General features: G+C 71.8%; 21 protein-coding genes. 8 read left to right on the top strand and 13 right to left on the bottom strand.

Translation table 11 applies throughout. From position 1 onward, the window contains the following. Positions 1-53 precede the first annotated feature (53 nt). The 6 genes from whiA to ACWG52_RS28025 form a co-directional block, all read right to left on the bottom strand. Complete coding sequence (gene whiA, locus ACWG52_RS28050) at positions 54-1049, bottom strand: DNA-binding protein WhiA (RefSeq protein ID WP_030009075.1); 996 nt, start codon at positions 1047-1049, stop codon at positions 54-56. After that, positions 1040-2104, bottom strand: a complete 1065-nt coding sequence (locus ACWG52_RS28045) for a gluconeogenesis factor YvcK family protein (RefSeq protein ID WP_389808844.1) — start codon at positions 2102-2104, stop codon at positions 1040-1042. Before ACWG52_RS28045 ends, whiA begins: the two co-directional genes overlap by 10 nt. Continuing rightward, positions 2101-3048, bottom strand: coding sequence for an RNase adapter RapZ (gene rapZ / locus ACWG52_RS28040; RefSeq protein ID WP_030720410.1), 948 nt, complete (start codon positions 3046-3048; stop codon positions 2101-2103). The genes ACWG52_RS28045 and rapZ overlap by 4 nt, the downstream gene beginning before the upstream one ends. Beyond that, positions 3045-5090 carry an excinuclease ABC subunit UvrC gene (gene uvrC / locus ACWG52_RS28035; protein ID WP_389808840.1) on the bottom strand — a complete coding sequence of 682 codons (2046 nt, stop codon included), beginning with the start codon at positions 5088-5090 and terminating at the stop codon, positions 3045-3047. Before uvrC ends, rapZ begins: the two co-directional genes overlap by 4 nt. Positions 5091-5430: 340 nt before the next feature. Further along, positions 5431-6258, bottom strand: a complete 828-nt coding sequence (locus tag ACWG52_RS28030) for a hypothetical protein (RefSeq protein ID WP_453129083.1) — start codon at positions 6256-6258, stop codon at positions 5431-5433. Between the two features lie 5 nt (positions 6259-6263). Further along, positions 6264-6872, bottom strand: coding sequence for a papain-like cysteine protease family protein (locus ACWG52_RS28025; RefSeq protein ID WP_389808837.1), 609 nt, complete (start codon positions 6870-6872; stop codon positions 6264-6266). A 229-nt stretch (positions 6873-7101) separates the two neighbouring features. Here ACWG52_RS28025 and ACWG52_RS28020 point away from each other — a divergent pair, with 229 nt between their 5' ends. After that, positions 7102-8034 carry a hypothetical protein gene (locus ACWG52_RS28020; protein ID WP_389808834.1) on the top strand — a complete coding sequence of 311 codons (933 nt, stop codon included), beginning with the start codon at positions 7102-7104 and terminating at the stop codon, positions 8032-8034. A gap of 50 nt (positions 8035-8084) precedes the next feature. Here ACWG52_RS28020 and ACWG52_RS28015 read toward each other — a convergent pair whose 3' ends face one another. Continuing rightward, positions 8085-8516 (bottom strand): Rieske (2Fe-2S) protein, encoded by a 432-nt coding sequence (locus ACWG52_RS28015; protein WP_389808832.1) that lies wholly within the window; start codon positions 8514-8516, stop codon positions 8085-8087. A 138-nt stretch (positions 8517-8654) separates the two neighbouring features. Here ACWG52_RS28015 and ACWG52_RS28010 point away from each other — a divergent pair, with 138 nt between their 5' ends. After that, a complete protein-coding gene (locus ACWG52_RS28010) occupies positions 8655-9530 on the top strand; it encodes a carbohydrate kinase family protein (protein WP_389808829.1) in 876 nt (291 codons plus the stop codon). Between the two features lie 151 nt (positions 9531-9681). On the opposite strand, the gene uvrA is transcribed toward ACWG52_RS28010, so the two are convergent. After that, positions 9682-12678, bottom strand: coding sequence for an excinuclease ABC subunit UvrA (uvrA, locus tag ACWG52_RS28005; RefSeq protein WP_453126282.1), 2997 nt, complete (start codon positions 12676-12678; stop codon positions 9682-9684). A gap of 187 nt (positions 12679-12865) precedes the next feature. On the opposite strand from uvrA, the gene ACWG52_RS28000 reads away from it, so the two are divergent. The 3 genes from ACWG52_RS28000 (at position 12866) to ACWG52_RS27990 (ending at position 15781) form a co-directional block, all read left to right on the top strand. Beyond that, complete coding sequence (locus tag ACWG52_RS28000) at positions 12866-13567, top strand: maleylpyruvate isomerase family mycothiol-dependent enzyme (protein WP_386236473.1); 702 nt, start codon at positions 12866-12868, stop codon at positions 13565-13567. Between the two features lie 9 nt (positions 13568-13576). Then, entirely contained in the window at positions 13577-14233 is a 657-nt protein-coding gene (locus ACWG52_RS27995; protein ID WP_453126279.1) for an MBL fold metallo-hydrolase, read from the top strand. Between the two features lie 231 nt (positions 14234-14464). Beyond that, complete coding sequence (locus tag ACWG52_RS27990; protein WP_390168012.1) at positions 14465-15781, top strand: MFS transporter; 1317 nt, start codon at positions 14465-14467, stop codon at positions 15779-15781. A 28-nt stretch (positions 15782-15809) separates the two neighbouring features. Here the strand turns inward: ACWG52_RS27990 and ACWG52_RS27985 are convergent, their stop codons facing one another. The 4 genes from ACWG52_RS27985 to uvrB form a co-directional block, all read right to left on the bottom strand. Next, a complete protein-coding gene (locus ACWG52_RS27985; RefSeq protein WP_390139604.1) occupies positions 15810-16793 on the bottom strand; it encodes a TerC family protein in 984 nt (327 codons plus the stop codon). A 240-nt stretch (positions 16794-17033) separates the two neighbouring features. Beyond that, the gene (locus ACWG52_RS27980; RefSeq protein WP_453126276.1) at positions 17034-18986 is read right to left on the bottom strand and encodes a TerD family protein; all 1953 of its coding nucleotides are present in this window, start codon (positions 18984-18986) and stop codon (positions 17034-17036) included. A 44-nt stretch (positions 18987-19030) separates the two neighbouring features. Then, positions 19031-19609, bottom strand: coding sequence for a TerD family protein (locus ACWG52_RS27975; protein WP_365275718.1), 579 nt, complete (start codon positions 19607-19609; stop codon positions 19031-19033). Between the two features lie 87 nt (positions 19610-19696). Then, a complete protein-coding gene (gene uvrB, locus ACWG52_RS27970) occupies positions 19697-21853 on the bottom strand; it encodes an excinuclease ABC subunit UvrB (RefSeq protein WP_389808808.1) in 2157 nt (718 codons plus the stop codon). 234 nt (positions 21854-22087) lie between these two features. Between uvrB and ACWG52_RS27965 the strand changes: the two genes are divergently transcribed. The 3 genes from ACWG52_RS27965 to ACWG52_RS27955 all read left to right on the top strand — a co-directional run bounded on the left by ACWG52_RS27965 (position 22088) and on the right by ACWG52_RS27955 (position 25203). Next, positions 22088-23032 carry a glycerophosphodiester phosphodiesterase gene (locus tag ACWG52_RS27965; protein ID WP_389808805.1) on the top strand — a complete coding sequence of 315 codons (945 nt, stop codon included), beginning with the start codon at positions 22088-22090 and terminating at the stop codon, positions 23030-23032. Between the two features lie 118 nt (positions 23033-23150). Continuing rightward, the gene (locus ACWG52_RS27960; RefSeq protein WP_389808802.1) at positions 23151-23723 is read left to right on the top strand and encodes a methylated-DNA--[protein]-cysteine S-methyltransferase; all 573 of its coding nucleotides are present in this window, start codon (positions 23151-23153) and stop codon (positions 23721-23723) included. A gap of 271 nt (positions 23724-23994) precedes the next feature. After that, entirely contained in the window at positions 23995-25203 is a 1209-nt protein-coding gene (locus ACWG52_RS27955; protein ID WP_389809117.1) for an MFS transporter, read from the top strand. On the opposite strand, the gene ACWG52_RS27950 is transcribed toward ACWG52_RS27955, so the two are convergent. After that, on the bottom strand, positions 25193-25561 hold the full coding sequence (locus ACWG52_RS27950; protein ID WP_389808800.1) for a cupin domain-containing protein: 369 nt from the start codon (positions 25559-25561) through the stop codon (positions 25193-25195). The genes ACWG52_RS27955 and ACWG52_RS27950 overlap by 11 nt on opposite strands. Positions 25562-25576: the final 15 nt, after the last annotated feature.

Genomic DNA, 25576 nt, shown 5'->3' with positions numbered 1-25576 from the left:
CCGCACGAGTGATCGCGCGAGCCCCTTCAGCCGTACCGAACGAGCCGGAGGACCTATCCGGCCATGTTGTCGGCCATCTCCTCGCTGAGGTCGAGGTTCGACTCGGTGCCCGGGATGCCGAGGTCCTGGGCCCGCTTGTCGGCCATCGCCAGCAGGCGGCGGATCCGGCCGGCGACGGCGTCCTTGGTCAGCGGCGGGTCGGCGAGTGCGCCCAGCTCCTCCAGGGAGGCCTGCTTGTGCTCCATGCGCAGCCGGCCGGCCGCGGCGAGGTGCTCGGGGACCTCCTCGCCGAGGATCTCCAGCGCGCGCTGGACGCGGGCTCCGGCGGCCACCGCGGCCCGGGCCGAGCGGCGCAGGTTGGCGTCGTCGAAGTTGGCGAGGCGGTTGGCTGTGGCGCGCACCTCGCGCCGCATCCGCCGCTCCTCCCAGGCCAGCACCGACTCGTGCGCGCCGAGCCGGGTCAGCAGGGCGCCGATCGCGTCGCCGTCGCGGACCACGACCCGGTCCACGCCGCGCACCTCGCGGGCCTTGGCGGCGATGGAGAGCCTGCGGGCGGCTCCCACCAGGGCCAAGGCGGCCTCCGGGCCGGGGCAGGTGACCTCCAGGGAGGAGGACCGGCCCGGCTCGGTGAGCGAGCCGTGGGCCAGGAAGGCGCCGCGCCAGGCCGCCTCCGCGTCACAGGTGGCCCCGGAGACCACCTGCGGGGGCAGACCCCGGATGGGGCGGCCGCGGCCGTCCACGAGACCCGTCTGGCGCGCCAGCTGGTCACCGCCGGCCACGACGCGGACCACGTAACGGCTGCCGCGGCGCAGTCCGCCGGGGGCCATCACCACCAGGTCCGAGGAATGGCCGAAGATCTCCAGGATGTCCTTGCGCAGGCGTCTGGCGGCGATCCCCGTGTCCAGCTCCGCCTCGATGACGATGCGGCCGCTCACCAGGTGCAGCCCGCCCGCGAACCGAAGGATCGCCGAGACCTCCGCCTTCCTGCAGCAGGTCCGGGTGACAGGCAGGCGGGAGATCTCATCCTTCACCGCAGGCGTCATCGCCATGGGCCGATCCTTCCATGCATCCGAAAAATACGGTCGTACGCGGCGGCCAGCAGCTCCGGATCATGCTTCGGAGAACCGTCCTGCCTGGCCACGGGGGCCAGCTCGACCGCGGCACCGAACCGTTTCGCGGCATCGGCGAGGGACTCGCGGTCGGGCACGGCGGCCTCGTCGGCCAGCACCACGTCCAGGGCGAGTTTAGGGGCGTGTCGGGCCAAAACCTCCAAATGACGCTGCGGAGAGAAGCCCTCTGTTTCGCCGGGCTGCGGCGCGAGGTTCAGCGAGAGCACCCGCCGGGCCTTCGTCTCCATCAGCGCGTCGAGCAGTTCCGGCACCAGCAGGTGCGGAATGACCGAGGAGAACCAGGACCCCGGACCGAGTACCACCCAGTCGGCGTCCAGGACCGCGGCGACGGCCTCCGGCACGGCCGGCGGGTCGCTCGGCACCACCTGTACGGAGAGCACCTCGCCCGGGGTCAGTGCCACCGTGGCCTGTCCGCGGACGGTGTCCACCTCCTCGGGGCGGGCCGGGTCGTGCCCTCTGACCAGGGCTTGGAGTTCCAGCGGCACGGCCGACATCGGCAGGACCCGGCCCTGCGCGCCGAGCAGCTTCCCGACCAGGTCGAGGGCCTGGACGGGATCGCCGAGCTGTTCCCACAGGGCGACGATCAGCAGATTGCCGACGGCGTGCCCGTGCAGGTCGCCCTCGGACTGGAAGCGGTGCTGGATGACCCGGGCCCAGGTCTGGCCCCAGTCGTCGTCACCGCACAGCGCGGCCAGCGCCTTGCGCAGGTCGCCGGGCGGGAGCACGCCGAGCTCCTCCCGGAGCCGGCCGCTGGACCCGCCGTCGTCGGCGACGGTGACCACGGCGGTGAGGTCACCGGTGATCCGGCGCAGGGCGGCGAGGGAGGCCGACAGGCCCTGGCCGCCGCCGAGCGCCACCACCTTGGGGGTGGCACCGCGTCGGCGGCCGGAGCGGCCGGAGCGGCCCACGCCGTCCTCGCCCCGTCCCGGGGTGAGGCGGCGCAGGCGGCTCAGCCGCGGGGTCCGTGAGGTCACTCGCGCCCCATGTCCCGGTGGACGACGACGGTCTCGACTCCCTCGGAGGCGAGGCGGGCGGCGAGCTTCTCGGACATGGCCACGCTGCGGTGCTTGCCGCCCGTGCAGCCGACCGCGATGGTCACGTACCGCTTGCCCTCACGGCGGTAGCCGGTGGCGATCAGCTGGAGCAGCTCGGTGTAGCGGTCGAGGAACTCCTTGGCGCCGGGCTGGCTGAAGACGTACCCCGACACCTCCTCGTTGAGCCCGGTGAAGGGGCGCAGCTCCGGAACCCAGTGCGGGTTGGGGATGAAGCGGCAGTCGACGACGAGGTCGGCGTCGACGGGGAGGCCGTACTTGTAGCCGAAGGACATGACGGTCGCCCGCAGCTCGGGCTCCTCGTCGCCCGCGAACTGGGCGTCCATCTTCGCGCGCAGCTCGTGCACGTTCAGGCTGGAGGTGTCGATCACCAGGTCGGCGTCGCCGCGCAGCTCGCGCAGCAGGTCGCGCTCGGCGGCGATGCCGTCGGTGATGCGCCCGTCGCCCTGGAGGGGGTGCGGGCGGCGGACCGACTCGAAGCGGCGGACCAGCGCGTCGTCGGAGGACTCCAGGAAGACGATGCGGCGGGTGACGCCCTTGCTGTCGAGGTCGGCGAGGGACTCACGCAGGGCGTCGAAGAACTGGCGGCCGCGGACGTCGACGACGACGGCGATGCGCGCCACGTTGCCCTGGGAGCGCGCGCCGAGCTCGACCATGGTCGGGATCAGGGCCGGCGGGAGGTTGTCGACGACGAACCAGCCGAGGTCCTCCAGACACTTCGCCGCCGTACTGCGGCCGGCCCCGGACATGCCGGAGATGATCACCAGCTCGGGGATGGCCGCCTCGGCGGTCTCGCCGGGCTCCACTGTCGTGCCCGTACTCACCTGTGCTCCGTCTCGGTCGTGCGTGGTCTCGTGCTCGGTCATTGCTCGGTCCCCCGTTCGGACGATGCTCCCGCTGGCGCGGGGGTCTCATCCTCAATGATCTCTCCTGTGGCCGTGTTGACGGCAGGACCGGCGGGAACCGCCTGGGCGAGGGCCGCAGCCACGATCTCGGCCGTCTTACGACCTATGCCCGGGACCTCGCAGATCTGGTCGATTGTCGCCTGTCTCAGCTTCTTCACCGAACCGAAGTGCTTGATCAGGGCTTGCTTGCGGCTCTCACCGAGGCCGGGCACCTCGTCCAGCGGGCCGGATTTCAGGCGCTTGCCGCGTTTGTTCCGCTGGTACTGGATGGCGAACCGGTGGGCTTCGTCACGCACCCGCTGGAGCAGGTAGAGGCCCTCGCTGGTGCGCGGCAGCACGACGGGGTCGTCCTCGCCGGGCAGCCAGACCTCCTCCAGCCGCTTGGCCAGGCCGCACACGGCGACGTCGTCGATCCCGAGCTCCTCCAGGGCCCGCTTGGCGGCGGCGACCTGCGGCTGTCCGCCGTCGACCACGACGAGCTGGGGCGGGTACGCGAACCGCTTGGGCCGCCCGTCGTCCTCCGGGACCGAACCGGCGGCGTCCTCGCCCTCCTCGGGGTCCCACTCCCCCGTCTTCAGCTTCTCCTGGAGGTAGCGGCGGAAGCGTCGGGAGACCACCTCGTGCATGGAGCGGACGTCGTCCTGCCCCTCGCCGTGCCAGACCTGCGTGTCTCCGACACGACCTTTGATCTGGAAGCGCCGGTACTCGCTCTTGCGGGCCAGCCCGTCCTCGAAGACGACCATGGACGCGACGACGTCGTCACCCTGGAGGTGGGAGATGTCGAAGCACTCGATGCGCAGCGGGGCGCTGTCGAGGTCCAGGGCCTCGGCGATCTCCTCCAGGGCCCGGGAGCGGGTGGTGAGGTCGCTCGCGCGCTTGGTCTTGTGCAGGGCGAGGGACTGGAGCGCGTTGCGGTGCACGGTCTCCATCAGCGCCTTCTTGTCGCCGCGCTGCGGTATCCGCAGGCTGACCTGGGACCCCCGGCGCTCGGCGAGCCACTGGCCCAGCGCCTGCGTGTCCTCCGGGAGGGCGGGGACCAGCACCTCCTTGGGCACGGCCTCGCCCTTCTCCTCGCCGTACAGCTGCTGGAGGGCGTGCTCCACGAGCCCGGCCGTGTCGACGGCCTCGACCTTGTCGGTGACCCAGCCGCGCTGGCCGCGGACCCGGCCGCCGCGTACGTGGAAGATCTGCACGGCGGCTTCGAGCTCGTCCTCGGCCACGGCGATCAGGTCGGCGTCGGTGGCGTCGGCGAGCACGACGGCGTTCTTCTCCATCGCCCGGCGCAGGGCCCCGATGTCGTCGCGCAGCCGGGCGGCCTTCTCGTACTCCATGTCCTCGGCCGCGATGTGCATCTCCTTCTCCAGCCGGGAGAGGTAGGCGCCGGTGCGGCCGGCCATGAAGTCGCAGAAGTCCTCGGCCAGTTCGCGGTGCTCCTCGGGGGTGATCTTGCCGACGCAGGGGGCGGAGCACTTGCCGATGTATCCGAGCAGGCAGGGGCGGCCGATCTGCGCGGACCGCTTGAACACGCCCGCGGAGCAGGTCCGTACCGGGAAGACCCGGAGCATCAGGTCGACGGTCTCGCGGATCGCCCAGGCGTGCCCGTACGGGCCGAAGTACCGCACGCCCTTCTTCTTGGGCCCCCGCATGACCTGGACCCTCGGGTACTCCTCGCCCAGGGTGACGGCCAGGGAGGGGTAGCTCTTGTCGTCCCGGTACTTGACGTTGAACCGGGGGTCGAACTCCTTGATCCAGGAGTACTCCAGCTGGAGCGCCTCGACCTCGGTGGACACCACGGTCCACTCGACGGAGGCGGCCGTGGTCACCATGGTGGCGGTACGCGGGTGCAGGCCGGCGATGTCCTGGAAGTAGCTGGCCAGTCGCTGGCGCAGGCTCTTGGCCTTCCCGACGTAGATCACCCGACGGTGCTCGTCGCGGAATTTGTAGACCCCCGGTGAGTCCGGGATCTGGCCCGGCTCGGGGCGGTAGCTGGAAGGGTCGGCCATGCCAACCACCCTACTTGCGCGCACCGACAACGGACCGTACGCCTCCGGCGCGGTCCGCGGATCCGAGCGCAACGCTGCGGGCAGCTGCGCGGGCTCTGCCCGGACCCGCGCCTCAAACGCCGGCGGGGCTGGATTTTCAGCCCCTGGCGCTCGAAGCGCGGGTCCGGGCGGAGCCCGGGTGTTTCAGGCCCCGCCGGGCAGATTCAGCCTCGCCGGCGTTTGAGGCGCGGGTCCGGGCGGAGCCCGGGAGACGGCGAGAGGGTGGGGCGGGGAGAGCCGCCCGCAGGGTCCGGCCCCGAGGTGGGGGTCGGGCCGGGCCCTGCGGGCGGAGACCAGCCGCTCAGGCCCGCGCGCCCACCCGGCGGGACCGCCGGACGGCGGCAACGCCCAGCACCCCGAGCACCAGCGCACCGGCGCCTGCCGCCCATGGCACCCCCGCACCCTCGGCGTCGGCGGCCACGGCGGTCACGGCGGCCGGCACGGCCTCGGCCTCCGCGTAGCCTCCCGCCCTCCCGCCCTCGGCATAGGCGGAGCCGGGGAGCTTGTCCCCGTACGCCCGAGCCACGCGCACGCGATACGCGGCCAGGCTCGTCCCGTCGGCGCCCACGGCCCGTACCGCGTCCTCGTCCAGCGGCAGCACCCGGCTGCCCCCGGCCACGTACCAGGCGTCGATCTGCGGTTCCCGGAACACCGTCCCGCCGGGCAGCTTCGCCGCGCCCAGTTGCGCGTAGCGGAACTCGTCGTCGCCGGTGGCGATGTTCACGACCTGCCAGCCGGCCTCCGTCCGGGCGGTCCACAGCGTGGCCTGCTGTCCGTCGGAGGAGACGGCCTTGCCGGCGAGGAATTCCAGGCGGGCGACGGGTGCGCCCGCTCTGCCCGCGACGAACTCCGGGGAGAGGTGGTTGACCGGTATCGCCTCGCCCTCGATCCGGGGACGCGCGGCCGTGAGGGAGACCTTGCCTTCCCGGGCGAAGAAGCGGGAGAGGGTGGCCAGGGTGTCGGGGGCGGTGGCCGCCCGCGCGGCGGCGGCCTTGTTCTCGGCGGTGGCGGACTGCGGCTGGGGCACCGGGCCCGCGAGGGCCGCGGCGGCCTGCGGGGCGAGGCCTAGGAGGGCGGTGGCGGCGAGGACCGCGGCTGCGGCGGCGGCGGTGGCGGCGCGCTGGGTCATGGCGGTCACGCCCCGATCCGGTAGAGGGAGTGGGTCCAGGAGAAGGTGCTGTTGTCGACGTACCAGGCGTGGGAGGCCCAGTTGTAGCGGTCGCTGGAGGGCCAGGGGTCACCCCAGTAGACCCAGTTGTTCGTGGTGTCGTAGCCGTACACGACGTGCATGTGGCCGCCGCCGTTCGACCACTGGATGCGGGTCTCGATCGGCCTGTTGGCGTTGATCTCGTTCTGGACGGTGGAGTACTGGAGCCAGCCGGTCACGTACGAGCCGGGGTTGATGCCCGCCCAGCGCAGCCCGGTCTGGACGTTGCCGAGCGTGGCCTGGTTGTTGGGGCATTCGCTGCCCTGTTGGCGGTTGAAGGCGGCGTTGCAGAACTGGTTCTGGCTGTAGTTCCGGCCGAACCAGGTGGCGATGGTGTTGCCGCCGGCGGCCCAGCACCAGTTGGTCTTCGTCTGGGCCTGCATGGTGATGTTCAGCCGCTTGGTGGCGAGGGCGGAGTCGGTGCCGGCCTCTGCAGCGGCGGCGGTGCCGGTGCCGAGGGGCAGGGCGAACAGCAGGGCGGTGAGTACGGCGGTGAGGCAGGCGGCTGGGGATCGCCGCCTGTTTCGGTTGCGCATCGCGTTCCTCCCGATGTGGGGTGTGGGGGGTGGAGGAGCGCGTCCGGACGCTGTTCAGGAGCATCAGGGAGTTGTCGCGATCAGGTCAACACGCTTCAATACGCGGTGACATTGCTATGTGAACGGTGGGGCTGCGGTGTGAACGGTTGCTGCCGTGTCACCTGGTCTCCCGGAGCCACCGCCGCGATCCCCCGCGCCGGCCCGTGTGAACGTTCACGAAGGAGTCGCCATGCGACCGACCGAGGACACGGCGGAACTCGGCCAGTTGCTGCGCGGCGGCCCCTTCCACCTCGCCCTGCGCGCCGCCCTCGCCGCACGCGGCCTGCCCCTGCACCGGGTGCAGCACCGGCTCGCCGCCCAGGGCATCAAGGTGGGAGTCACGAGCCTCAGTTACTGGCAGCAGGGCGCCCGGCGCCCGCGTCACCCGGAGTCCCTGCGGGCCGTCACCGCCCTGGAGCGGATCCTGGACCTGCCCGGCGGCGCCCTCCTGCGTCTGCTGGCCGCCGAGGATCCCGGCCCCGGGTCCGCGCGCCCGCCCACCCGCTCCTACCGGGCGCTGTTCAGCATGGGCGGGACGGTCGAGCGGCTGCTGGACGGGATGGACCTCCCGCCCGACGGTGGGCTGCACTCGGTCGGCCACCACGAGCGGGTCCGCATCGGACCGGCGGGCGAGCTACGGGTCCGCGAGTCGCAGCAGATCGTCCGGGCGCACCGGGACGGCGTCGACCGCTATCTCGCCGTCCACCACGGCGACCCCGGCTGCGACGTGTCCCGGATGCGGGTGACGGCGTACGAGAACTGCCGCGCGGGCCGGGTGCGGCGCCACCCGGAGTCCGGGGTGGTGGTCGCGGAGCTGCTCTTCGACGCGCGGCTGCGGCGCGGGGACACCCACGTCTTCGGCTACGGGGTCGAGGACGGCACCGGAGCCCGCAGCGGCGAGTACGTGCGCGGCTTCAGCTACGCCGGCGGCCAGTACATGCTCCAGGTCAGCTTCGACGAGGCGGCCCTGCCGGTGCGCTGCCGGCGCTTCGCCCGGGGCGGCCCCGAGGCCCCGCGCACCGGCCTCGCGGACCTGACGCCCAGCGGCCGGCACCGTGCGGTGCACCTGGTGGAGCAGTCGGTGCGGCGCGGGATCCTGGGGATCGCCTGGGACTGGGACTGATCCGGACGCGCGGACGCGGTCCCGGGGGCGGGCGTCGGAGCGGACGCGGCTCAGCCCGCGACGAGCTTGCCGTTCTCGGCCCGGACCGGGACCGCGGGCAGCGGGGTGGCGGCCGGACCGCGCAGGACCTTGCCGGTCTTCACGTCGAAGCGGCTGCCGTGGCAGGGGCAGTTCCCCTCCCCCTCGACGATCTTGTCGAGGACGCAGCCGGCGTGCGTGCACTGGGCGCTGAAGGCCTTGTACTCGCCCTCCGCCGGGCAGCTGACGATCAGCTTGTTCTCCCGGTACAGCTTGGCGCCGCCCACCGGGACGTCGGCCGCGGCACCCAGCTCCACCGGCGCGGTGGGGGTGGCGGGGGTGTTGCCCCCGCTGTCGGTCTCGGTGGAGCAGGCCGCGAGGGTCGCTCCGGCGCCCGCGGCCCCGGCGAGCGCGGCGGCGCCCTTGAGGACGGTACGGCGGGCGGGCGACTGCGGCGCGGACATGCGGTTCTCCTGAGCTACGGGACGAGGTGCGGGCACCCGGGGAGGGGTGCGGGCGCGGGTGGGGGGCGCGGGTCGGAACCCGGCCGGGGCACCGGCCCACCCGACGATACCCGCGCCCCATGAGGTAGCTTCCCCCGCGTGATCGTCGTCGGCGGAGAAGCCCTCATCGACCTGGTGCCCGTCGCGCTGCCGCCCGGGGCCCTGCTGCCCCGGCCGGGCGGCGGACCGTACAACACCGCGCTCGCGCTCGGGCGGCTCGGCGCCGAGGTGGCCTTCTGTTCCCGGGTCTCCTCGGACGGCTTCGGCGAGAGTCTGCTGGCCGGGCTGCGGGCCGCCGGGGTGGACCTGTCGCTGGTCCAGCGCGGACCGGAGCCGACCACGCTCGCCGTGCCCTCGCTGGCCCCGGACGGCTCGGCCTCGTACGGCTTCTACATCGAGGGCACGGCGGACCGGCTCTTCACGCTGCCGCCCGCCCTCCCCGACGGGGTACGGGCCCTCGCGCTCGGCACCTGCTCGCTGGTCCTGGAACCGGGTGCGAGCGCGTACGAGGCCTTGCTGCGCCGGGAGTCCGGGCGCGGGGTGCTGACCCTGCTGGACCCCAACATCCGGCCGGCGCTGATCGCGGACCCGGCGGCGTATCGCGCGCGGTTCCTGGAGCGGCTGCTGCCGCACACGAGCGTGCTCAAGCTGTCGGAGGAGGACGCGGCCTGGCTGGGCGGCCGGGTCGATGACTGGCTGGCGGCGGGGCCGTCGGCCGTGGTGCTGACCCGGGGCGCGGCGGGTCTGACGGTCCGGACCCGGGAGGGCGGGGAGCACTCGGCGGCGGCCCGTCCGGTGACGGTGGTGGACACGATCGGCGCGGGCGACACCGTCAACGCCGCCCTGCTGCACCGGCTCACCGCCCGGCCGGGCGGACCGGTGGATTGGCCGGAGGTCCTGGCCCACGCCGCCCACGCGGCGGCCCTGACCTGCACCCGGGCGGGCGCGGAGCCGCCGTACGCGGCGGAACTCTGACAGGGCGGCCCGGCCCTGCTCGGCTCCGCCCTGCTCGGCCCGGCCCGGCCCACGGTGGCGTCCGCTCCCGCCGGGGCGTGCGACGGAAGGGTCCGGCCGTCGGCCGGACCCTTCCGTCGTACGCGAACCGCTCCCGGACGCCGCGCGGCGGCTACGCCTTGGGCGCCCGGGTCGTCGTCCTCTTCGCCGGGGCCGTCTTCTTCGCGGCCGCCGCCTTGGTGGCCACGGCCTTCTTCGCCGGAGCCTTCTTGGCCGGAGCCTTCTTCGCCGTGGCCCGCACCGGGGACGCACCCGCGTCGGAGACCCGGTCCGCGCCCAGGATGTCCCGCAGGAACTTGCCGGTGTGGCTGGCGCCCACCGAGGCCACCGCCTCCGGCGTGCCTTCGGCCACCACCAGACCGCCGCCGTAGCCGCCCTCCGGGCCCATGTCGATGACCCAGTCGGCGGTCTTGATGACGTCCAGGTTGTGCTCGATGACGATCACCGAGTTCCCCTTGTCCACCAGCCCGGAGAGCACCTTGATCAGCTTCGAGATGTCCTCGAAGTGCAGACCGGTGGTCGGCTCGTCCAGCACGTAGACCGTCCGGCCCGTCGACCGCTTCTGGAGCTCGGAGGCCAGCTTCACGCGCTGCGCCTCACCACCCGACAGGGTCGGCGCGGACTGGCCGAGGCGGACGTAGCCCAGCCCGACCTCGTTGAGCGTCTTGAGGTGGCGCGCGATGGTCGGCACGACCTCGAAGAAGCCCAGGGCCTCCTCGATCGGCATGTTCAGGACTTCCGCGATGGACTTGCCCTTGTAGTGGACCTCCAGCGTCTCCCGGTTGTACCGGTCGCCGTGGCAGACCTCGCACGGGACGTAGACGTCCGGCAGGAAGTTCATCTCGATCTTGATCGTGCCGTCACCGGCGCAGTTCTCGCACCGGCCGCCCTTCACGTTGAAGGAGAAGCGGCCCGGCAGATAGCCGCGCACCTTCGCCTCCATCGTCTCCGCGAACAGCTTGCGCACGTGGTCGAAGACGCCCGTGTACGTGGCCGGGTTGGAGCGCGGGGTGCGGCCGATCGGCGACTGGTCGACGTGCACGACCTTGTCGACGAGGTCGTCGCCGTCGACCCGCGTGTGTCGGCCCGGCACCGAGCGGGCGCCGTTCAGCTCGCGCGCCAGGTGCGTGTAGAGGATGTCGTTGACCAGGGTGGACTTGCCGGAGCCCGAGACGCCGGTGACGGCCGTCAGCACACCCAGCGGGAAGGACACGTCGATGTCCCGCAGGTTGTTCTCCTTGGCACCGTGGACGGTGAGCTTGCGCTCCCCGTTCACGGGCCGGCGGACGTCCGGGATCTCGATGGACTTCTTGCCCGACAGGTACTGCCCGGTCATCGACTCGGTGTTCTTCAGCAGCTCCTTCAGCGAGCCGCTGTGGACCACCTTGCCGCCGTGCTCGCCGGCGCCGGGGCCGATGTCCACGACCCAGTCGGCCACCTTGATGGTGTCCTCGTCGTGCTCGACCACGATGAGCGTGTTGCCCATGTCCCGCAGCCGCACCAGGGTCTCGATCAGCCGGTGGTTGTCCCGCTGGTGCAGACCGATGGACGGCTCGTCCAGCACGTAGAGCACGCCGACCAGACCGGACCCGATCTGGGTGGCGAGCCGGATGCGCTGGGCCTCGCCGCCCGACAGGGTGCCGGCGGCCCGGTTGAGCGAGAGGTAGTCGAGACCGACGTCCACGAGGAAGCGGAGCCGCTCGTTGACCTCCTTGAGGACCCGCTCGGCGATCTTCTTGTCGCGGGCGTCGAGCCGCATCCGCCCCAGGAAGTCAGCGCACTCGCTGATCGACATGGCGGCGACCTCGGCGATGGACTTCTCCATCACCGTCACCGCGAGCACGATCGGCTTGAGGCGGGTTCCCTCACAGGTCGGACAGGGCACCTCGCGCATGTAGCCCTCGAAGCGCTCGCGGCTGGCGTCGCTCTCCGACTCCGCGTGCCGCCGCTTGACGAACGGCACGGCGCCCTCGAAGGCCGTCGTGTACGCCCGCTCCCGCCCGTACCGGTTGCGGTAGCGGACCTCGATCTGCGTCTTGTGGCCGTACAGCAGGGCCTTCTTCGCGCGCGCCGGCAGCCCGGCCCACGCGATGTCGGTACGGAAGCCCAGCTCCTGGGCGAGCGCGCCGATCAGCCGCTGGAAGTAGTCCTTGGTGTGGCCGAGCGACCACGGCGAGACCGCGCCCTCGTCCAGGGACTTGTCCTCGTCCGGAACGATCAGCTCCGGGTCCACCTCCATGCGCGTACCGATACCGGTGCACTCGGGGCAGGCGCCGAAGGGCGAGTTGAAGGAGAAGGAGCGCGGCTCCAGCTCCTCGAAGGACAGGTCGTCGTACGGGCAGTAGAGGTGCTCGGAATACATCCGCTCACGCTCGGGGTCGTCCTCGGCGAGGTCGACGAAGTCCAGGATGACCATGCCGCCGGAGAGGCCGAGGGCGGTCTCCACGGAGTCCGTGAGCCGGCGCTTGGCGCTCTCCTTGACGGTGAGGCGGTCGATGACCACCTCGATGGTGTGCTTCTCCTGCTTCTTCAGCGTGGGCGGCTCGGAGAGCTGGATGGTCTCCCCGTCCACCCGCGCCCGGCTGTAGCCCTTGGTCTGAAGGTCGGCGAAGAGGTCGACGAACTCGCCCTTGCGCTCGCGCACCAGCGGCGAGAGCACCTGGAAGCGACTGCCCTCGGGAAGCGCGAGCACCTTGTCGACGATGGCCTGCGGCGACTGGCGCGAGATGGGGCGGCGGCACTCGGGGCAGTGCGGCTTGCCGATGCGGGCGAAGAGCAGGCGGAGGTAGTCGTAGACCTCGGTGATGGTGCCCACGGTCGAGCGCGGGTTGCGCGAGGTCGACTTCTGGTCGATCGAGACGGCCGGGGAGAGGCCCTCGATGAAGTCGACGTCGGGCTTGTCCATCTGCCCGAGGAACTGGCGGGCGTACGACGAGAGCGACTCGACGTAGCGGCGCTGGCCCTCGGCGAAGATCGTGTCGAAGGCCAGGGAGGACTTGCCCGACCCGGAGAGTCCGGTGAAGACGATGAGTGAGTCGCGGGGCAGGTCGAGCGAGACGTTCTTCAGGTTGTGCTCGCGAGCGCCACGAACGATGAGACGGTCGGTCACGCCGGTCCGCACCTTTCTTGAGAGAGCGGGGGCACGGGCCCCCGTCCCAGGGTATGGGGGGCGCCTCTGCGATGGACTGGGTCCTTGGACTTCCGAGCGTATAGCACGCACATTCGATTTACGGCACTCCGCAGACCGCTTCACCCAATCGTGTGGCCGGGCCGGGTGAGCCACTAGGCTCGCCGTCATGACTGATCATGTGCACGACCTGCGATCTGTACGTGAGGCCACGGACCGACTGCTGACCGCAGTCGCGAAACTGGACAACGCGGCCCTCGCCGAGGAGTCACATCTCCCGGGCTGGACCCGCGGCCACATCCTGGCCCACCTCGCGCGCAACGCCGACGCCCTCGTCAACGTCTTCGAGGGACGTCCGATGTACGAGAGCGGCACCGCCCGCGACACGGACATCGAGCGCGACGCGGGCCGACCACTGGAAGAACACCTGGCGGACCTCCGTGATTCCACGGCCCGCTTCATGGCCACCACGGAGCACGACCAGGACTGGTCCCGCACGGTCGAGCTGCGCAACGGCGTCACCGACCTCGCCGCCAACGTGCCCTTCCGCCGTTGGATCGAGGTCGATCTGCACCACGTCGACCTGAACATCGGCTACGAGCTCTCCGACCTGTCGGACGAGTTCACCGACCGCGAGATCGCCTTCCTCGCCGACCGCTGGTCCGGCCGCCCCGACGTCCCGCCGGTCACCCTGTGGCTCGGCTACGACGGCACGGGGCCCACCTGGCACACCGGCGGCACCGAGGGCACTCCCGTCACCCTGGGCGGTCCGCGCGACGAGCTGCTCGGCTGGCTCGCCGGGCGCGGCCTGCAGGGCGCCCACCTCGCCGTCCTGGCGGGAGACGCCCTGCCCGAACTCCCCCCGCTCTAGGATCAAGACATGACGTACACCGGAGAGGTCAAGGTCGGCGGTCCCGCCGACGTGCACGAACTCGCGGACCTGATGATTTCCAAGGTCGCGGTGGGCTCGATGAACAACAACGCCTACCTGCTGCGCTGCCGCGCCACCGACGAGCAGCTGCTCATCGACGCGGCCGCCGAGGCGGGCACCCTGCTCAGCCTGATCGGCGACGACGGCATCACGTCCGTGGTCACCACGCACCGGCACGGTGACCACTGGGGCGCGCTCGCCGAGGTGGTCGAGGCGACCGGTGCGCGCACCTACGCGGGCGCCCTCGACGCCGAGGGCATCCCGGTGGCGACCGACGTACTCGTCGCCGACGGGGACACGGTCACGGTCGGACGGGTCAGCCTGACCGCCCGCCACCTGGTCGGCCACACCCCCGGCTCGATCGCCCTGGTCTACGACGACCCGCACGGTCACGCGCACGTGTTCACCGGCGACTGCCTCTTCCCGGGCGGCGTCGGCAACACGCACGACGACCCGAAGGCCTTCACCAGCCTGCTCGACGACGTCGAGCACAAGCTGTTCGAGCAGCTGTCGGACGAGACCTGGGTCTACCCGGGCCACGGCAACGACACCACCCTCGGCGCCGAGCGTCCGCACCTGGTCGAATGGCGCGAGCGCGGCTGGTAGGCATCGCAACGCGTCAACTTCGAGACGCGAGGCACTCCTTCCGGTCGCTTGGGACCGAACCCACGTCCTGAGGGGCGGGGAACGGGTAGTTGGTGCGGCATGCCACACGACCCGTCCCCGCCACCGGCCTCCTGCGCCCCCGAGGCCTCCCCCGCCCCTTCCCTCGCGACCCCGCGCGAGAGCCTGCCCGAGCCCCCGCCCGCCGAGGCCGACGACTCCGCCGGGCCCGGCATGCTGCGGCTGGCCACGGCCTCGCTCGCCGGGACCGCGATCGAGTTCTACGACTTCTTCGTGTACGGGACGGCCGCCGCCCTCGTGCTCGGCCCGCTCTTCTTCCCCTCCTTCTCCCCGCTCGCCGGCACCCTCGCCGCCTTCGGCACCTTCGGCGTCGGCTTCCTGGCCCGCCCGCTCGGTTCGGCGGTCTTCGGCCACATCGGCGACCGCTACGGCAGGCGCCCCGTGCTGCTCGCCTCCCTGCTGCTCACCGGCCTCGCCACGGTGGCCGTCGGCTGCGTGCCCTCGTACGCCTCGATCGGCATGGCCGCGCCCGTACTCCTGCTCCTGCTGCGCTTCCTGCAGGGCCTCGGGCTGGGCGGGGAGTGGGGCGGCGCCGTCCTGCTGACCGCCGAGCACGCCCCCGAGCGGCGGCGCGGGCTGTGGTCGAGCTTCCCGCAGATGGGACCGGCGGTCGGCTTCCTCCTCGCCAACGGGCTGATGCTCGGGCTGTCCGCGTCCTTGACCGACGCCCAGTTCACCGCCTGGGGGTGGCGGGTGCCGTTCTGGGCGGCCGGGGTACTGGCGCTGGCCGGGCTGTGGCTGCGCCGCTCGGTGGAGGAGACCCCACAGTTCCGGGCGCTCGCCGCGACGGACCGGCGGGCCGAGGCCCCGCTGACCGAGGTGTTCCGGTGCCACTGGCGGCTGCTCCTGCTGACCGGCGGGGCACTCGCCGTCGGCTACGCCGTCTTCTACGCGGTCACCACCTGGTCCCTCGCCTACGCCGCCGAGCACCTCACGGTGAGCCGTACGGCGATGCTGGCCTGCATCATGGTGTCGGTCGCGATCAAGGGCCTGGTGACCCCGCTGATCGCGATGCTCGGTGACCGCTACGGACGGCGGCCGCTCTGCCTGATCGGGTGCGCGATCTGCGCGGCGTGGATGTTCCCGCTGGTGGCGCTGTTGCGGACGGCCGATCCGCTGCTGATGACGGTGGGCTTCGTCGGGGCGCTGCTGGGCATGGTGACGATGTTCTCGGTGGTGGCCGCGTACCTGCCCGAGCTGTACGCGCCGCGGATCCGCTGCACGGGCGCGGCCGTCGGCTACAACCTGGGCGGTGTGCTGGGCGGGGCGCTGACGCCGATCGTGGCGACGGCGCTGGCGGACGGCTCCGGTCCGCCGTGGGGCGTCGCGCTGTACCTGACCGGGATCGCCCTGGTCAGCCTGGTCTGTTTCGCCCTGCTGCCGGAGACCGGTCCGGCGGCCGTGCACAAGCGGGTGGTCGCGTCCCAGGCAACGGAGACGGGGGCGGCCGAAGCGGCCGCCCCCGTGTAGGTCCGGGGATCGCAGGATCCGGGTCCCGTTACGCGTCGACGTTCTCCGGGCGGGCGGCGGCCTCGGCCGCCGCCTGCTTCTTCGAGGCGATCAGGCTGGTGATCGTGGTGACGACCAGGACACCGCAGATGACGCCGAGGGAGACCGGGATCGAGATCACCGGGACGTGGACGCCGCTCTCGTGCAGGGCGTGCAGCACCAGCTTGACGCCGATGAAGCCGAGGATGATCGACAGGCCGTAGCTGAGGTGGACCAGCTTCTTCAGCAGTCCGCCGATGAGGAAGTACAGCTGACGCAGACCCATCAGGGCGAAGGCGTTGGCCGTGAAGACGATGTACGGGTCCTGGGTCAGGCCGAAGATCGCGGGGATCGAGTCCAGGGCGAACAGCACGTCGGTGGTGCCGATGGCGAGCATGACGACCATCAGCGGGGTCAGCACGCGCTTGCCGTTGTTCTGGATGAAGAGCTTGGTGCCGTGGTAGCGGTCGGCGACGCCGAACTTCTTCTCGACGGACTTCAGGAGGCGGTTCTCCTCGAACTCTTCGTCCTCCTCGTCCTTGCGGGCTTCCTGGATCAGCTTCCAGGCGGTGTAGATCAGGAACGCGCCGAAGAGGTAGAAGACCCAGGAGAAGCTCGCGATGATCGCGGCGCCGGCCGCGATGAAGATCGCGCGCAGGACGAGTGCGATGAGCACACCCACGAGCAGCACCCGCTGCTGGAGGTGGGAGGGCACCGCGAACTTCGCCATGATCAGGACGAAGACGAAGAGGTTGTCGACGCTCAGGGACTTCTCGGTGATGAAGCCGGCGAAGAACTCCTGGGAGGCCTGGCCGTTCCCGAAGAACCAGAGGCCGAGGCCGAAGAGCGCGGCGAGGACGATCCAGACGATCGTCCAGGTGCCCGCTTCCTTGATGGACACGTCGTGCGGTTTGCGGCCGATGAAGAAATCGGCGCCGATCAGGAGGGAGAGACCGAGAATGGTCGCAGCCCAGAGGGCCCAGGAAACTTCCATGATGTGAACACGCCTCCGGCGGATGGCTCAGCACTTCGTCAGCGTCATCGCTGCCGGAGGTCTCTTCCACCCAGGAGGCCTGGAGGCCGTGGGCCGGCGCCCCGGGACCGACTTCGCTCGTTCGGCCGAAGTGGTCCGTATTGACGGGTACGCCGTAGCAGGAAAGCAGGAATACTCCCCTCCGCACACACGAGCATACCCGTCAGAGACGGTTTAGGTAAAGAGAGTCCCAAAGAATGGTCACGGGCGGGTAGTGCGCCGGGCCTCCGCCACCCGGTCCAGTGCCTGTTCGAGGACCCTGCTGCCCTGCGGGGGCAGGTCCGGTTCGAAGGTCCAGGCGTGATGGACCCAGGGGTCGGCGAGGTGGCTGTCCGGCACCGGCGAGAGCCGCATCAGGGAGCGCCACAGCGGGTCGAGCAGCGGCCCGTAGGCCGAGGCCTCGTCGCGGTCCGCGACCATCAGCAGGTGCACGCCGACCGCCGCGCCCTCGTCCGCGAGGTAGCGCAGCTGGGTGACGGCGCGGTCGTCGAAGCCGTGCGGGAAGTCGTGCACGATCAGCAGCTGGTCGGCCGTGTCCACGTCCGGCGGCAGGTCCTCGGGGGCGCCGGCACGCAACGCCATCTGTACGAGGTCCACCCGCCGGGTCAACCCCGCCAGGGTCTGGGTGACCCCCTGGGCCCCGGCGGCGGGCGGCCCGGCCAGCACCCCGGAGCGCACCAGCGGCGCCAGGGAGGCGGATCCGGCTCCGGCTGCGTCGATGACGTGGACGGAGAACCGGTCGGCGGGATGGACGGCGAGCAGCCGGACCGCCAGGGCGACGGCCATGTCCATGGCGGCCCGGCGCAGCCGGTCGGTGTCCATGGTCATCGCGGCCTCGGAGCCGGTACGGCCGTTGTCGATCCAGAGCCCGCGTTCCAGCGGGAGCCGGCTCAGCATGGGGATGCGCAGGTCGGGCCGCTCGGGCAGGTGCAGGTCGCCCAGGCGCAGGGCCAGCGGGCTCTCCTCGGGCGTGCGGTGGCCGTGCCAGACGGGGTTTTCCCAGCGGGCGTACGCGGCCGGCAGCGCGGGCTCGACGACCTCCGACTCGGCGATCAGCTGGGCCAGGTCCCGGTCGAGGACGGCCTGGGCCTGGGCGACGAGCTCCTCGCGGCGGGCCCGCGCGGTGTCGCGGGCGGCGTTCCCGGAGCCGCCGAGGCGGTGGCGCGGGTCGGACAGGGCCTCGTCGAGCTCGCGGTCCATGCGGGAGTCGGCGAACTCGACGGCGCTGCGGTAGGCGGCGACCGTGCGGGCCAGGTCCTCGAACATCCCCCAGACCTGGTTGTAGAGCCGCTCGTCCATGGACCAGCCGCTCGCGTCCCCGGCGACGGGACGCGGGGCCTGGCCCGGTTCCTGCGGGGCGGCGGGCCGCGGCGCGGGCTCGGGCGGCTCGTTGCTGGTTGCGCGGCGCCGCGGGTGGGCGTAGCTGATGGTGGGCGGGGCGCTCGGGGTGTCACCGGGCCCGGGCGTGCCGGCGTACGGGTGCCCGGAGACGGGCACCGGGTCCGGCGGTTCGGGGGTGGGCGCGGGAGCCTGCGCCGGGGTCTGCGGGGCGCGGAGGTCGCCGACGAGGGTCGGCATGGTCGCGAGGGTGGCGTCGGCCCCGGCGGTACGGGGAATCGTGCCCAGCGCGGCGGCGGCCAGTTCCGCGGCCGCGGGCGCGGGCAGCCCGCCGTCGGTGAGCAGGGCGCCGAGGCCCTCGGCGTAGCCCTGGCCCACGGCGCGGACCTTCCAGGCGCCCTGGCGCCGGTACAGCTCCAGGGCGACGACGGCCGTCTCCGCGTCGAGCCCCGTCAGGGTGTATCCGGCGAGCTCGGCGCCGTCCGGGTCGGCGACGGCCACGTAGGACGCCGGTACCGCGCCGAAGCGGACCGGGCCGCCGGGCGGCAGGACGAGCAGGACTCCGAGCCGGTGGACGTCCGCCGCGACCTCGTCGAGGTCGACGGCGAAGGTGTGCCGGTCGGCGAGCTCCCCCGGCGACTCGACGCCGGGAAGGGACCGGGCGCCCGGGTGGGCCAGGATCCCGTTGCCGGAGAACCGGCCCTGTTCGTCGGCGAGCGAGGCCAGGGCGAGCACGGGTGTGCCCGCCGAGACCCTGATCTCCACCCGGCTCCGGGACACGGGGTGGTTCTGCCCCCGGACCAGTTCGGCCGTCATCGTGCAGCCCCTCCCCCGTGCCTTCTTCTCTTGTCCGGTACTGCTTACAGGTGCGGCAGGATCGCCGGCATGAGGTCCTGGAAGGTGCGGCCGTTGGCCGGGTTCCCGAGGGCCGTCATCTGCCAGCCGGTGCCCACGCGGGACACCTTGGCCATGATCTGCGCGGTGTACTGGCCGCCGCCGTCGAGGGTGTAGCGGGCCAACTCCTGGCCGTTGGTCTCGTCGACGATGCGGCAGAACGCGTTCTGCACTTCCTGGAACGTCTGGCCGGTGAAGGAGTTCACCGTGAAGACGATCTGGTCGATGTGCACCGGCACGCGCTGGAGGTCCACGAGGATCGCCTCGTCGTCCCCGCCCTGGCCGACGCCGCCGACGAGGTTGTCACCGGTGTGACGCACCGAGCCGTCGTCGCTCTGCAGGTGGCGGAAGAAGACCACGTCCACGGGCTGCTTGTCGGCGAAGAGCACCGCCGAGGCGTCGAGGTCGATCTCCCGGGTGCGCGAGCCGAACAGCCCGCGGCGCTTCGCCGCCTGCCAGCCGAGGCCCATGCGGACCGCGGTCAGCGTGCCTCCGTCCGCCTTCTGCAGACTGATGGCCTGACCCTTGGTCATGTTGACCGTCACGTACTGTCCCCTCTCCCTTGCCCGCCCCATGACGAGCGTGCAGCGTGTACCTGCGGCTGAGACCCAACCCTACTGACCGGCCTCCGGTCAGGCGAGGCCCGCTTCCTTCATCTGCCGCAACTCCTTCTTCAGCTCGCCCACCTCGTCCCGGAGCCGGGCCGCGACCTCGAACTGGAGCTCGGCGGCCGCCCCGCGCATGCGCTCGGTCATCTGCTCGATGAGCGCGGCCAGTTCGGCCGCGGGCCGGTCGGTGAGCACCTCGGCACCCGCCGCCCCCTTCGCGCCTTTCGCACCCTTTCCGCCCGTCTTGGTCGCGGCGGCCCGGCCACCGAGCGCCGGCACCGGGGCCTTGGCGCCCTTGCCGTCCTTCGCCTGCCGGTATCCGGTGCCGAGGAGCTCCTCGGTGTCCAGTTCCTCGCGGGCGATGGTGGCGACGATGTCGTTGATCTTCTTGCGCAGCGGCTGCGGGTCGATGCCGTTGGCCGTGTTGTAGGCGATCTGCTTCTCGCGGCGCCGATTGGTCTCGTCGATGGCCTTCTCCATCGCCGGGGTCATCTTGTCGGCGTACATGTGGACCTGGCCCGACACGTTGCGCGCGGCGCGGCCGATGGTCTGGATCAGGGAGGTCCCCGAGCGCAGGAAGCCCTCCTTGTCGGCGTCGAGGATCGCCACCAGGGACACCTCGGGCAGGTCGAGGCCCTCACGGAGCAGGTTGATGCCGACCAGGACGTCGTACTCGCCGGCCCGCAGCTCGCGCAGCAGCTCGATGCGGCGCAGGGTGTCGACGTCGCTGTGCAGGTACCGCACCTGGATGCCGAGCTCCAGGAAGTAGTCGGTGAGGTCCTCGGCCATCTTCTTGGTGAGGGTGGTGACGAGGATCCGCTCGTCCTTCTCGACGCGCTGCCGGATCTCGTGGACCAGGTCGTCGATCTGCCCCTCGGTGGGCTTGACCACGACCTCGGGGTCGATGAGGCCGGTGGGGCGGATGATCTGCTCGACGAAGCCGTCGCCGCGCGAGAGCTCGTACTTTCCGGGGGTCGCCGACAGGTAGACGGTCTGCCCGATGCGCTCCTGGAACTCCTCCCACTTCAGCGGCCGGTTGTCCAGGGCGGACGGCAGTCGGAACCCGTGGTCGACGAGGGTGCGCTTGCGGGAGGCGTCACCCTCGTACATGGCGCCGATCTGCGGCACGGTGACGTGCGATTCGTCGATGACCAGGAGGAAGTCCTCCGGGAAGTAGTCGATGAGCGTATTGGGCGCGGAGCCGCGCTCGCGGTCGTCCATGTGCAGCGAGTAGTTCTCGATGCCGGAGCAGGACCCGATCTGGCGCATCATCTCCAGGTCGTAGGTGGTGCGCATGCGCAGCCGCTGCGCCTCCAGCATCTTGCCCTGCTTCTCCAGCTCGGCGAGGCGCTCGGCCAGCTCCGCCTCGATGCCGCGGACCGCCTTCTCCATGCGCTCGGGGCCGGCGACGTAGTGGCTGGCGGGGAAGACGTACAGCTCGCGGTCCTCGCTGATGACCTCGCCGGTCAGCGGGTGCAGCGTGGAGAGGGCCTCGATCTCGTCGCCGAACATTTCGATCCGGACGGCCAGTTCCTCGTAGACCGGGAAGATCTCGATCGTGTCGCCGCGGACCCGGAAGGTGCCACGGGTGAAGGCGACGTCGTTGCGGGTGTACTGGATGTCCACGAAGCGGCGCAGCAGCTGGTCCCGGTCGGTCTCCTCCCCCACCTTGAGGGAGACCATCCGGTCGACGTACTCCTGCGGGGTACCGAGGCCGTAGATGCAGGACACGGAGGCGACGACGATCACGTCCCGCCGGGTCAGCAGCGAGTTGGTCGCGGAGTGGCGCAGCCGCTCCACCTCCTCGTTGATCGAGGAGTCCTTCTCGATGTACGTGTCCGACTGCGGAACGTAGGCCTCGGGCTGGTAGTAGTCGTAGTACGAGACGAAGTACTCGACGGCGTTGTTCGGCAGGAGCTCGCGGAACTCGTTCGCCAGCTGGGCGGCGAGCGTCTTGTTCGGCGCCATGACCAAGGTGGGGCGCTGGAGCTTCTCGATCATCCAGGCCGTGGTCGCCGACTTGCCGGTGCCGGTCGCACCCAGCAGGACGACATCCTTCTCACCTGCACGGATGCGCTTCTCCAGCTCGGCGATGGCCGCCGGCTGGTCGCCGCTGGGCTGGTAGGGGCTGACGACCTCGAAAGGCGCCACCGTGCGTTCGATCTTCGATACGGGCCGCATGGGTCAACCGTACGACCCCCCACTGACACTCACGCGCCCCCACGGGCCGGCGGCGGGCTCCGGCCGCTCCCGAGCGCTTCGGCCGCTGTCATTCGTTCTGGTCCGTTTGTCGTAGTTCGGTGGCGGCTCAGTGATCTTCAACCCCATGATCGCGGTGAAGTGCATCGCCACAACGTCTGCCGCTCCGCACCCGTCTGACGCAGGAACAGGGCTCACGACCCGAGGAGAACGCACATGTACGTCCGACCCGCCGCCGCGGCCGCCGCCGCATTCCTGGGCTTCACTCTCACCCTGCTGGGCGGGACGGCCTCGTACGCCGCCACCGGTCCCGGATCCGCGACCGGCACGGGAACCGGTACCGGCACGGGAACCGGCCCCGGCGCCGGCCGGGCCGCGCTGGGGGGCCCTGTCGTGTACGCCCACCGGGGGGCCTCGGCGTATGCCCCGGAGAACACCCTGGACGCGATCGACCTGGCGATGCAGATGGGCTTCGCCTGGGTCGAGAACGACGTGCAGCGCACCAAGGACGGCGTGCTCGTGGTGATCCACGACGACACCCTGGCCCGGACCACGGACGTCGAGCAGCGGTTCCCGAACCGGTCGCCGTGGAAGGTCCAGGACTTCACGGCGGCCGAGATCGCCCAGCTGGACGCGGGCAGCTGGTTCGGCGACGAGTACGCGGGCGCCTCCGTACCGACCCTGCGGGAGTACCTCGACCGGGTACGGCGCAACCAGCAGCGACTGCTGCTGGAGATCAAGAAGCCGGAGCTCTACCCCGGGATCGAGGAGCAGACCCTGAAGGTACTGGACGAGGCCGGCTGGCTCGACCCGCGCCACGTCGCCCAGCGCCTGGTGGTGCAGAGCTTCAGCGCCGACTCCGTGCGCATCGTGCACGCACTGCGCCCGGACCTGGTGACGGCCTTCCTGGGCACCCCCACCGTGGCGGACCTGCCGCGCTACGCGGAGTTCACCGACCGCATCAACCCGTGGCACACGACGATCTCGGCCGACTGGGTCTCGGCCGTGCACGGCCTGCGCGGCGCGCACGGCAAGGCGATGGAGGTGGACACCTGGATCGTGGACGACGCGGCCACCGCCCGGAAGGTGCAGGACATGGGGGTGGACGGGATCATCACCAACGCCCCGGACGTGGTCCAGGACGCGGTCGGCGGCTTCTGAACCCCGGGCCCGTCCGGGCGGACACGTGGCGGACGTGTGGCGAACGGGCCAGGTGGGCGATCCGGCCGACATCCACAACCGTGACCGCCGTGTCGGCCGGTGGTCGTACGGTGGACGCGTGGACAGCACCGAGCGGCCCCGCGGGCCGCACCTCGAATGGACCGTCGTCGCCGGCGACGGTGTCCTCGGCGGGCCTCTGCTCCTGGCCGCGACCCCCGAAGGTCTGGTCCGGATCGAGTTCCATGCCGAGCCGGACCGGGTCGACAGGATGATCGGCCCGCTCGTCTCCCGGCTCGGCGCCGACGCCTGGCGTCCCGCGCCGGGCGAGGAAGTACTGCTGGCCGAGCCGATACGCCAGCTCACCGCGTACTTCGGGGGGTCGCGGCGCCGCTTCGAGCTGCCGCTGGACTGGCGGCTGAGCTCCGGATTCAACCGGCAGGTGCTCCTTGAGCTGGACCGCTCCGTGCCGTACGGATCGGTCGTCGGCTACGGGGAGCTGGCCGCCCGCTGCGGACAGCCGGGCGCCGCCCAGGCCGTGGGCAACGCCATGGGATCGAATCCGCTGCCGCTGGTGGTGGCCTGCCACCGGGTCGTGGAGAACGACGGGGGCATCGGGGGATTCGGTGGCGGGGTGGAGACGAAGCGGCAGCTGCTCGCACTGGAGGGCGTGCTCCCGCAGCCGCTGTTCTGAGCCGTGGCCCTGACCTGTGCTCTTCCGGCCGGGCTCCGGCCCGGTTCCGAACCGGCTCCGGCCCGGTTCCGTCGCGCGGTAAGGGCCGGCACACTGCGGCGGTGACTACTCCTGCCGCCGCATCCGGCCTCCTCGCGCCCCCCGCGCCCCGTGTCGCGCACCCGCGCAACCGGTGTACGCGGTGACCGCCGCGCCCGGCACCGACCGGCCCGTGCGGCCGATCGACCCGCCCGAGCAGGCCCGACTGCAACGCCGCACCTCCCGGGTCCTCATGGCCGGCCAGGTCCTCGGCGGCCTCGGCGTGCCGATCAGCATCGCCCTGGCCCCCGTCCTCGCCACCGAGGTCAGCGGCACCGAGGCACTGTCCGGCGTCGCCTCCACGGCTGCGGTGATCGGCACCGCCGTCGTCTCGCTACCGCTCGCCGCGCTCATGAACGCGCGCGGCCGCCGCCCCGGCCTGGTACTGGCCTACCTGATCGGCGCCGCCGGAGCGGGCCTGGTCGTGCTCGCCGCCACGATCAGCAGCTTCCCGCTGCTGCTGCTCGGCATGGCCGCCTTCGGCGCCGCCTCCTCGGCCAACCTGCAGGCCCGGTTCGCCGCCGCGGACCTCGCGGCCCCCGACCATCGCGCCCGGGCCATCTCGGTCGTGGTGTGGGCCTCGACCGTCGGCGCCGTACTCGGACCCAACCTGTCCGCGCCGGCCAGCCGCAGCTTCGCCGGCACCGCGATACCCGAGACGGCCGGCCCGTTCGTCTGGGCCGCCGCCGTCTTCCTGCTCACCGGCACGCTGATCGGCGTACTCCTGCGCCCCGACCCGCTGCTGACGGCCCGGGCGCTCGCCGCGCCCGAGGAACAGACCCGCGAAGGACGCTCGCTGCGGGCCGGATTCGCCGCCGTGAAGTCCTCGCCGCGGGCCCGGCTCGCCCTGCTCACGGTCGCCGTGTCACACACCACCATGGTGTCGATCATGGTGATGACCCCGATGGACCTGAGCCACCACGGGGCCGGCCTGGAGCTCATCGGACTGGTGATCAGCGGTCACATCGCGGGCATGTTCGCCTTCTCCCCCGTGATGGGCTGGCTCGCCGACCGGCTCGGCCGGCTCTCCGTGATCGGGCTGGCCGCGGGGCTGCTGTCGGTCGCCGCGCTGCTCGCCGGAACGGCCGGGCCCAGCCACGGCCGGACCGCCCTCGGGCTCTTCCTGCTCGGCCTCGGCTGGTCCGCCGGGATGGTGTCGGGCTCCGCCCTGCTGACGGACTCGGTGCCGCAGCCCGCGCGGGCCGCCGTACAGGGGCTGAGCGACCTCACGATGAACGCGGCCGCCGGTCTGGGCGGAGCGGCCGCCGGGCTGATCATGTCGGGCGCGGGCTACGGCTGGCTGAACGCCGTCGGGGCCGCGCTGCTGCTGCCGATGGCGGCGCTCGCGCTGTTCACGGCACGCCGCCACCCCGTGCCCGCGAAGGACGGGGTCAGTAGCTGATGTGGTAGGCCTTGCGCAGCGTCTCGTGCACGGTCCAGGTGGTCCGGTCGCCCTCGCGGAGCACGCAGGCGGAGCCGGGGCCGACCTCCAGCGTCGCGCCGCCCTCGACCTCGACGGTGGCGCGGCCGCTGACCACCACGAACAGCTCGTTCGCCTCGACGTCGGTGACGACTCCGGGGGTGATCTGCCAGATCCCACGCACCTGCTTGCCGTCCACCGACTCCCACAGCACCTTGCCCGTCACGACGGGCTCGCCCGAGACGATCTGTTCGGGGTCGAGGTCGTCCGCCTCCAGTTCGACGTCCGCGACGGAGACGGAGAAGGAGGCGGGGGCGGCGGGGTGATCACTGGTGCTCATGGCGCGCCAGCCTAG

This window comes from Streptomyces sp. CLCI03 (assembly GCF_053615355.1).
The sequence above is the reverse complement of the archived record's forward strand: the minus strand, read 5'-3'. Positions and strand labels throughout refer to the sequence as shown.

What these genes read in the sequence shown, in the direction of transcription:
- uvrC (WP_389808840.1), bottom strand. Translation starts at nt 5,090, where the DNA reads ATGGCCGACCCTTCCAGCTACCGCCCCGAGCCGGGCCAGATCCCGGAC.
- whiA (WP_030009075.1), bottom strand. Translation starts at nt 1,049, where the DNA reads ATGGCGATGACGCCTGCGGTGAAGGATGAGATCTCCCGCCTGCCTGTC.
- ACWG52_RS27985 (WP_390139604.1), bottom strand. Translation starts at nt 16,793, where the DNA reads ATGGAAGTTTCCTGGGCCCTCTGGGCTGCGACCATTCTCGGTCTCTCC.
- uvrB (WP_389808808.1), bottom strand. Translation starts at nt 21,853, where the DNA reads ATGCGGCCCGTATCGAAGATCGAACGCACGGTGGCGCCTTTCGAGGTC.
- ACWG52_RS27995 (WP_453126279.1), top strand. Translation starts at nt 13,577, where the DNA reads ATGACGTACACCGGAGAGGTCAAGGTCGGCGGTCCCGCCGACGTGCAC.
- ACWG52_RS28030 (WP_453129083.1), bottom strand. Translation starts at nt 6,258, where the DNA reads ATGACCCAGCGCGCCGCCACCGCCGCCGCCGCAGCCGCGGTCCTCGCC.
- ACWG52_RS28025 (WP_389808837.1), bottom strand. Translation starts at nt 6,872, where the DNA reads ATGCGCAACCGAAACAGGCGGCGATCCCCAGCCGCCTGCCTCACCGCC.
- ACWG52_RS28015 (WP_389808832.1), bottom strand. Translation starts at nt 8,516, where the DNA reads ATGTCCGCGCCGCAGTCGCCCGCCCGCCGTACCGTCCTCAAGGGCGCC.
- ACWG52_RS27990 (WP_390168012.1), top strand. Translation starts at nt 14,465, where the DNA reads ATGCTGCGGCTGGCCACGGCCTCGCTCGCCGGGACCGCGATCGAGTTC.
- ACWG52_RS28020 (WP_389808834.1), top strand. Translation starts at nt 7,102, where the DNA reads ATGCGACCGACCGAGGACACGGCGGAACTCGGCCAGTTGCTGCGCGGC.
- rapZ (WP_030720410.1), bottom strand. Translation starts at nt 3,048, where the DNA reads ATGACCGAGCACGAGACCACGCACGACCGAGACGGAGCACAGGTGAGT.
- ACWG52_RS28000 (WP_386236473.1), top strand. Translation starts at nt 12,866, where the DNA reads ATGACTGATCATGTGCACGACCTGCGATCTGTACGTGAGGCCACGGAC.
- ACWG52_RS27980 (WP_453126276.1), bottom strand. Translation starts at nt 18,986, where the DNA reads ATGACGGCCGAACTGGTCCGGGGGCAGAACCACCCCGTGTCCCGGAGC.
- ACWG52_RS27950 (WP_389808800.1), bottom strand. Translation starts at nt 25,561, where the DNA reads ATGAGCACCAGTGATCACCCCGCCGCCCCCGCCTCCTTCTCCGTCTCC.
- ACWG52_RS27955 (WP_389809117.1), top strand. Translation starts at nt 23,995, where the DNA reads ATGGCCGGCCAGGTCCTCGGCGGCCTCGGCGTGCCGATCAGCATCGCC.
- ACWG52_RS27965 (WP_389808805.1), top strand. Translation starts at nt 22,088, where the DNA reads ATGTACGTCCGACCCGCCGCCGCGGCCGCCGCCGCATTCCTGGGCTTC.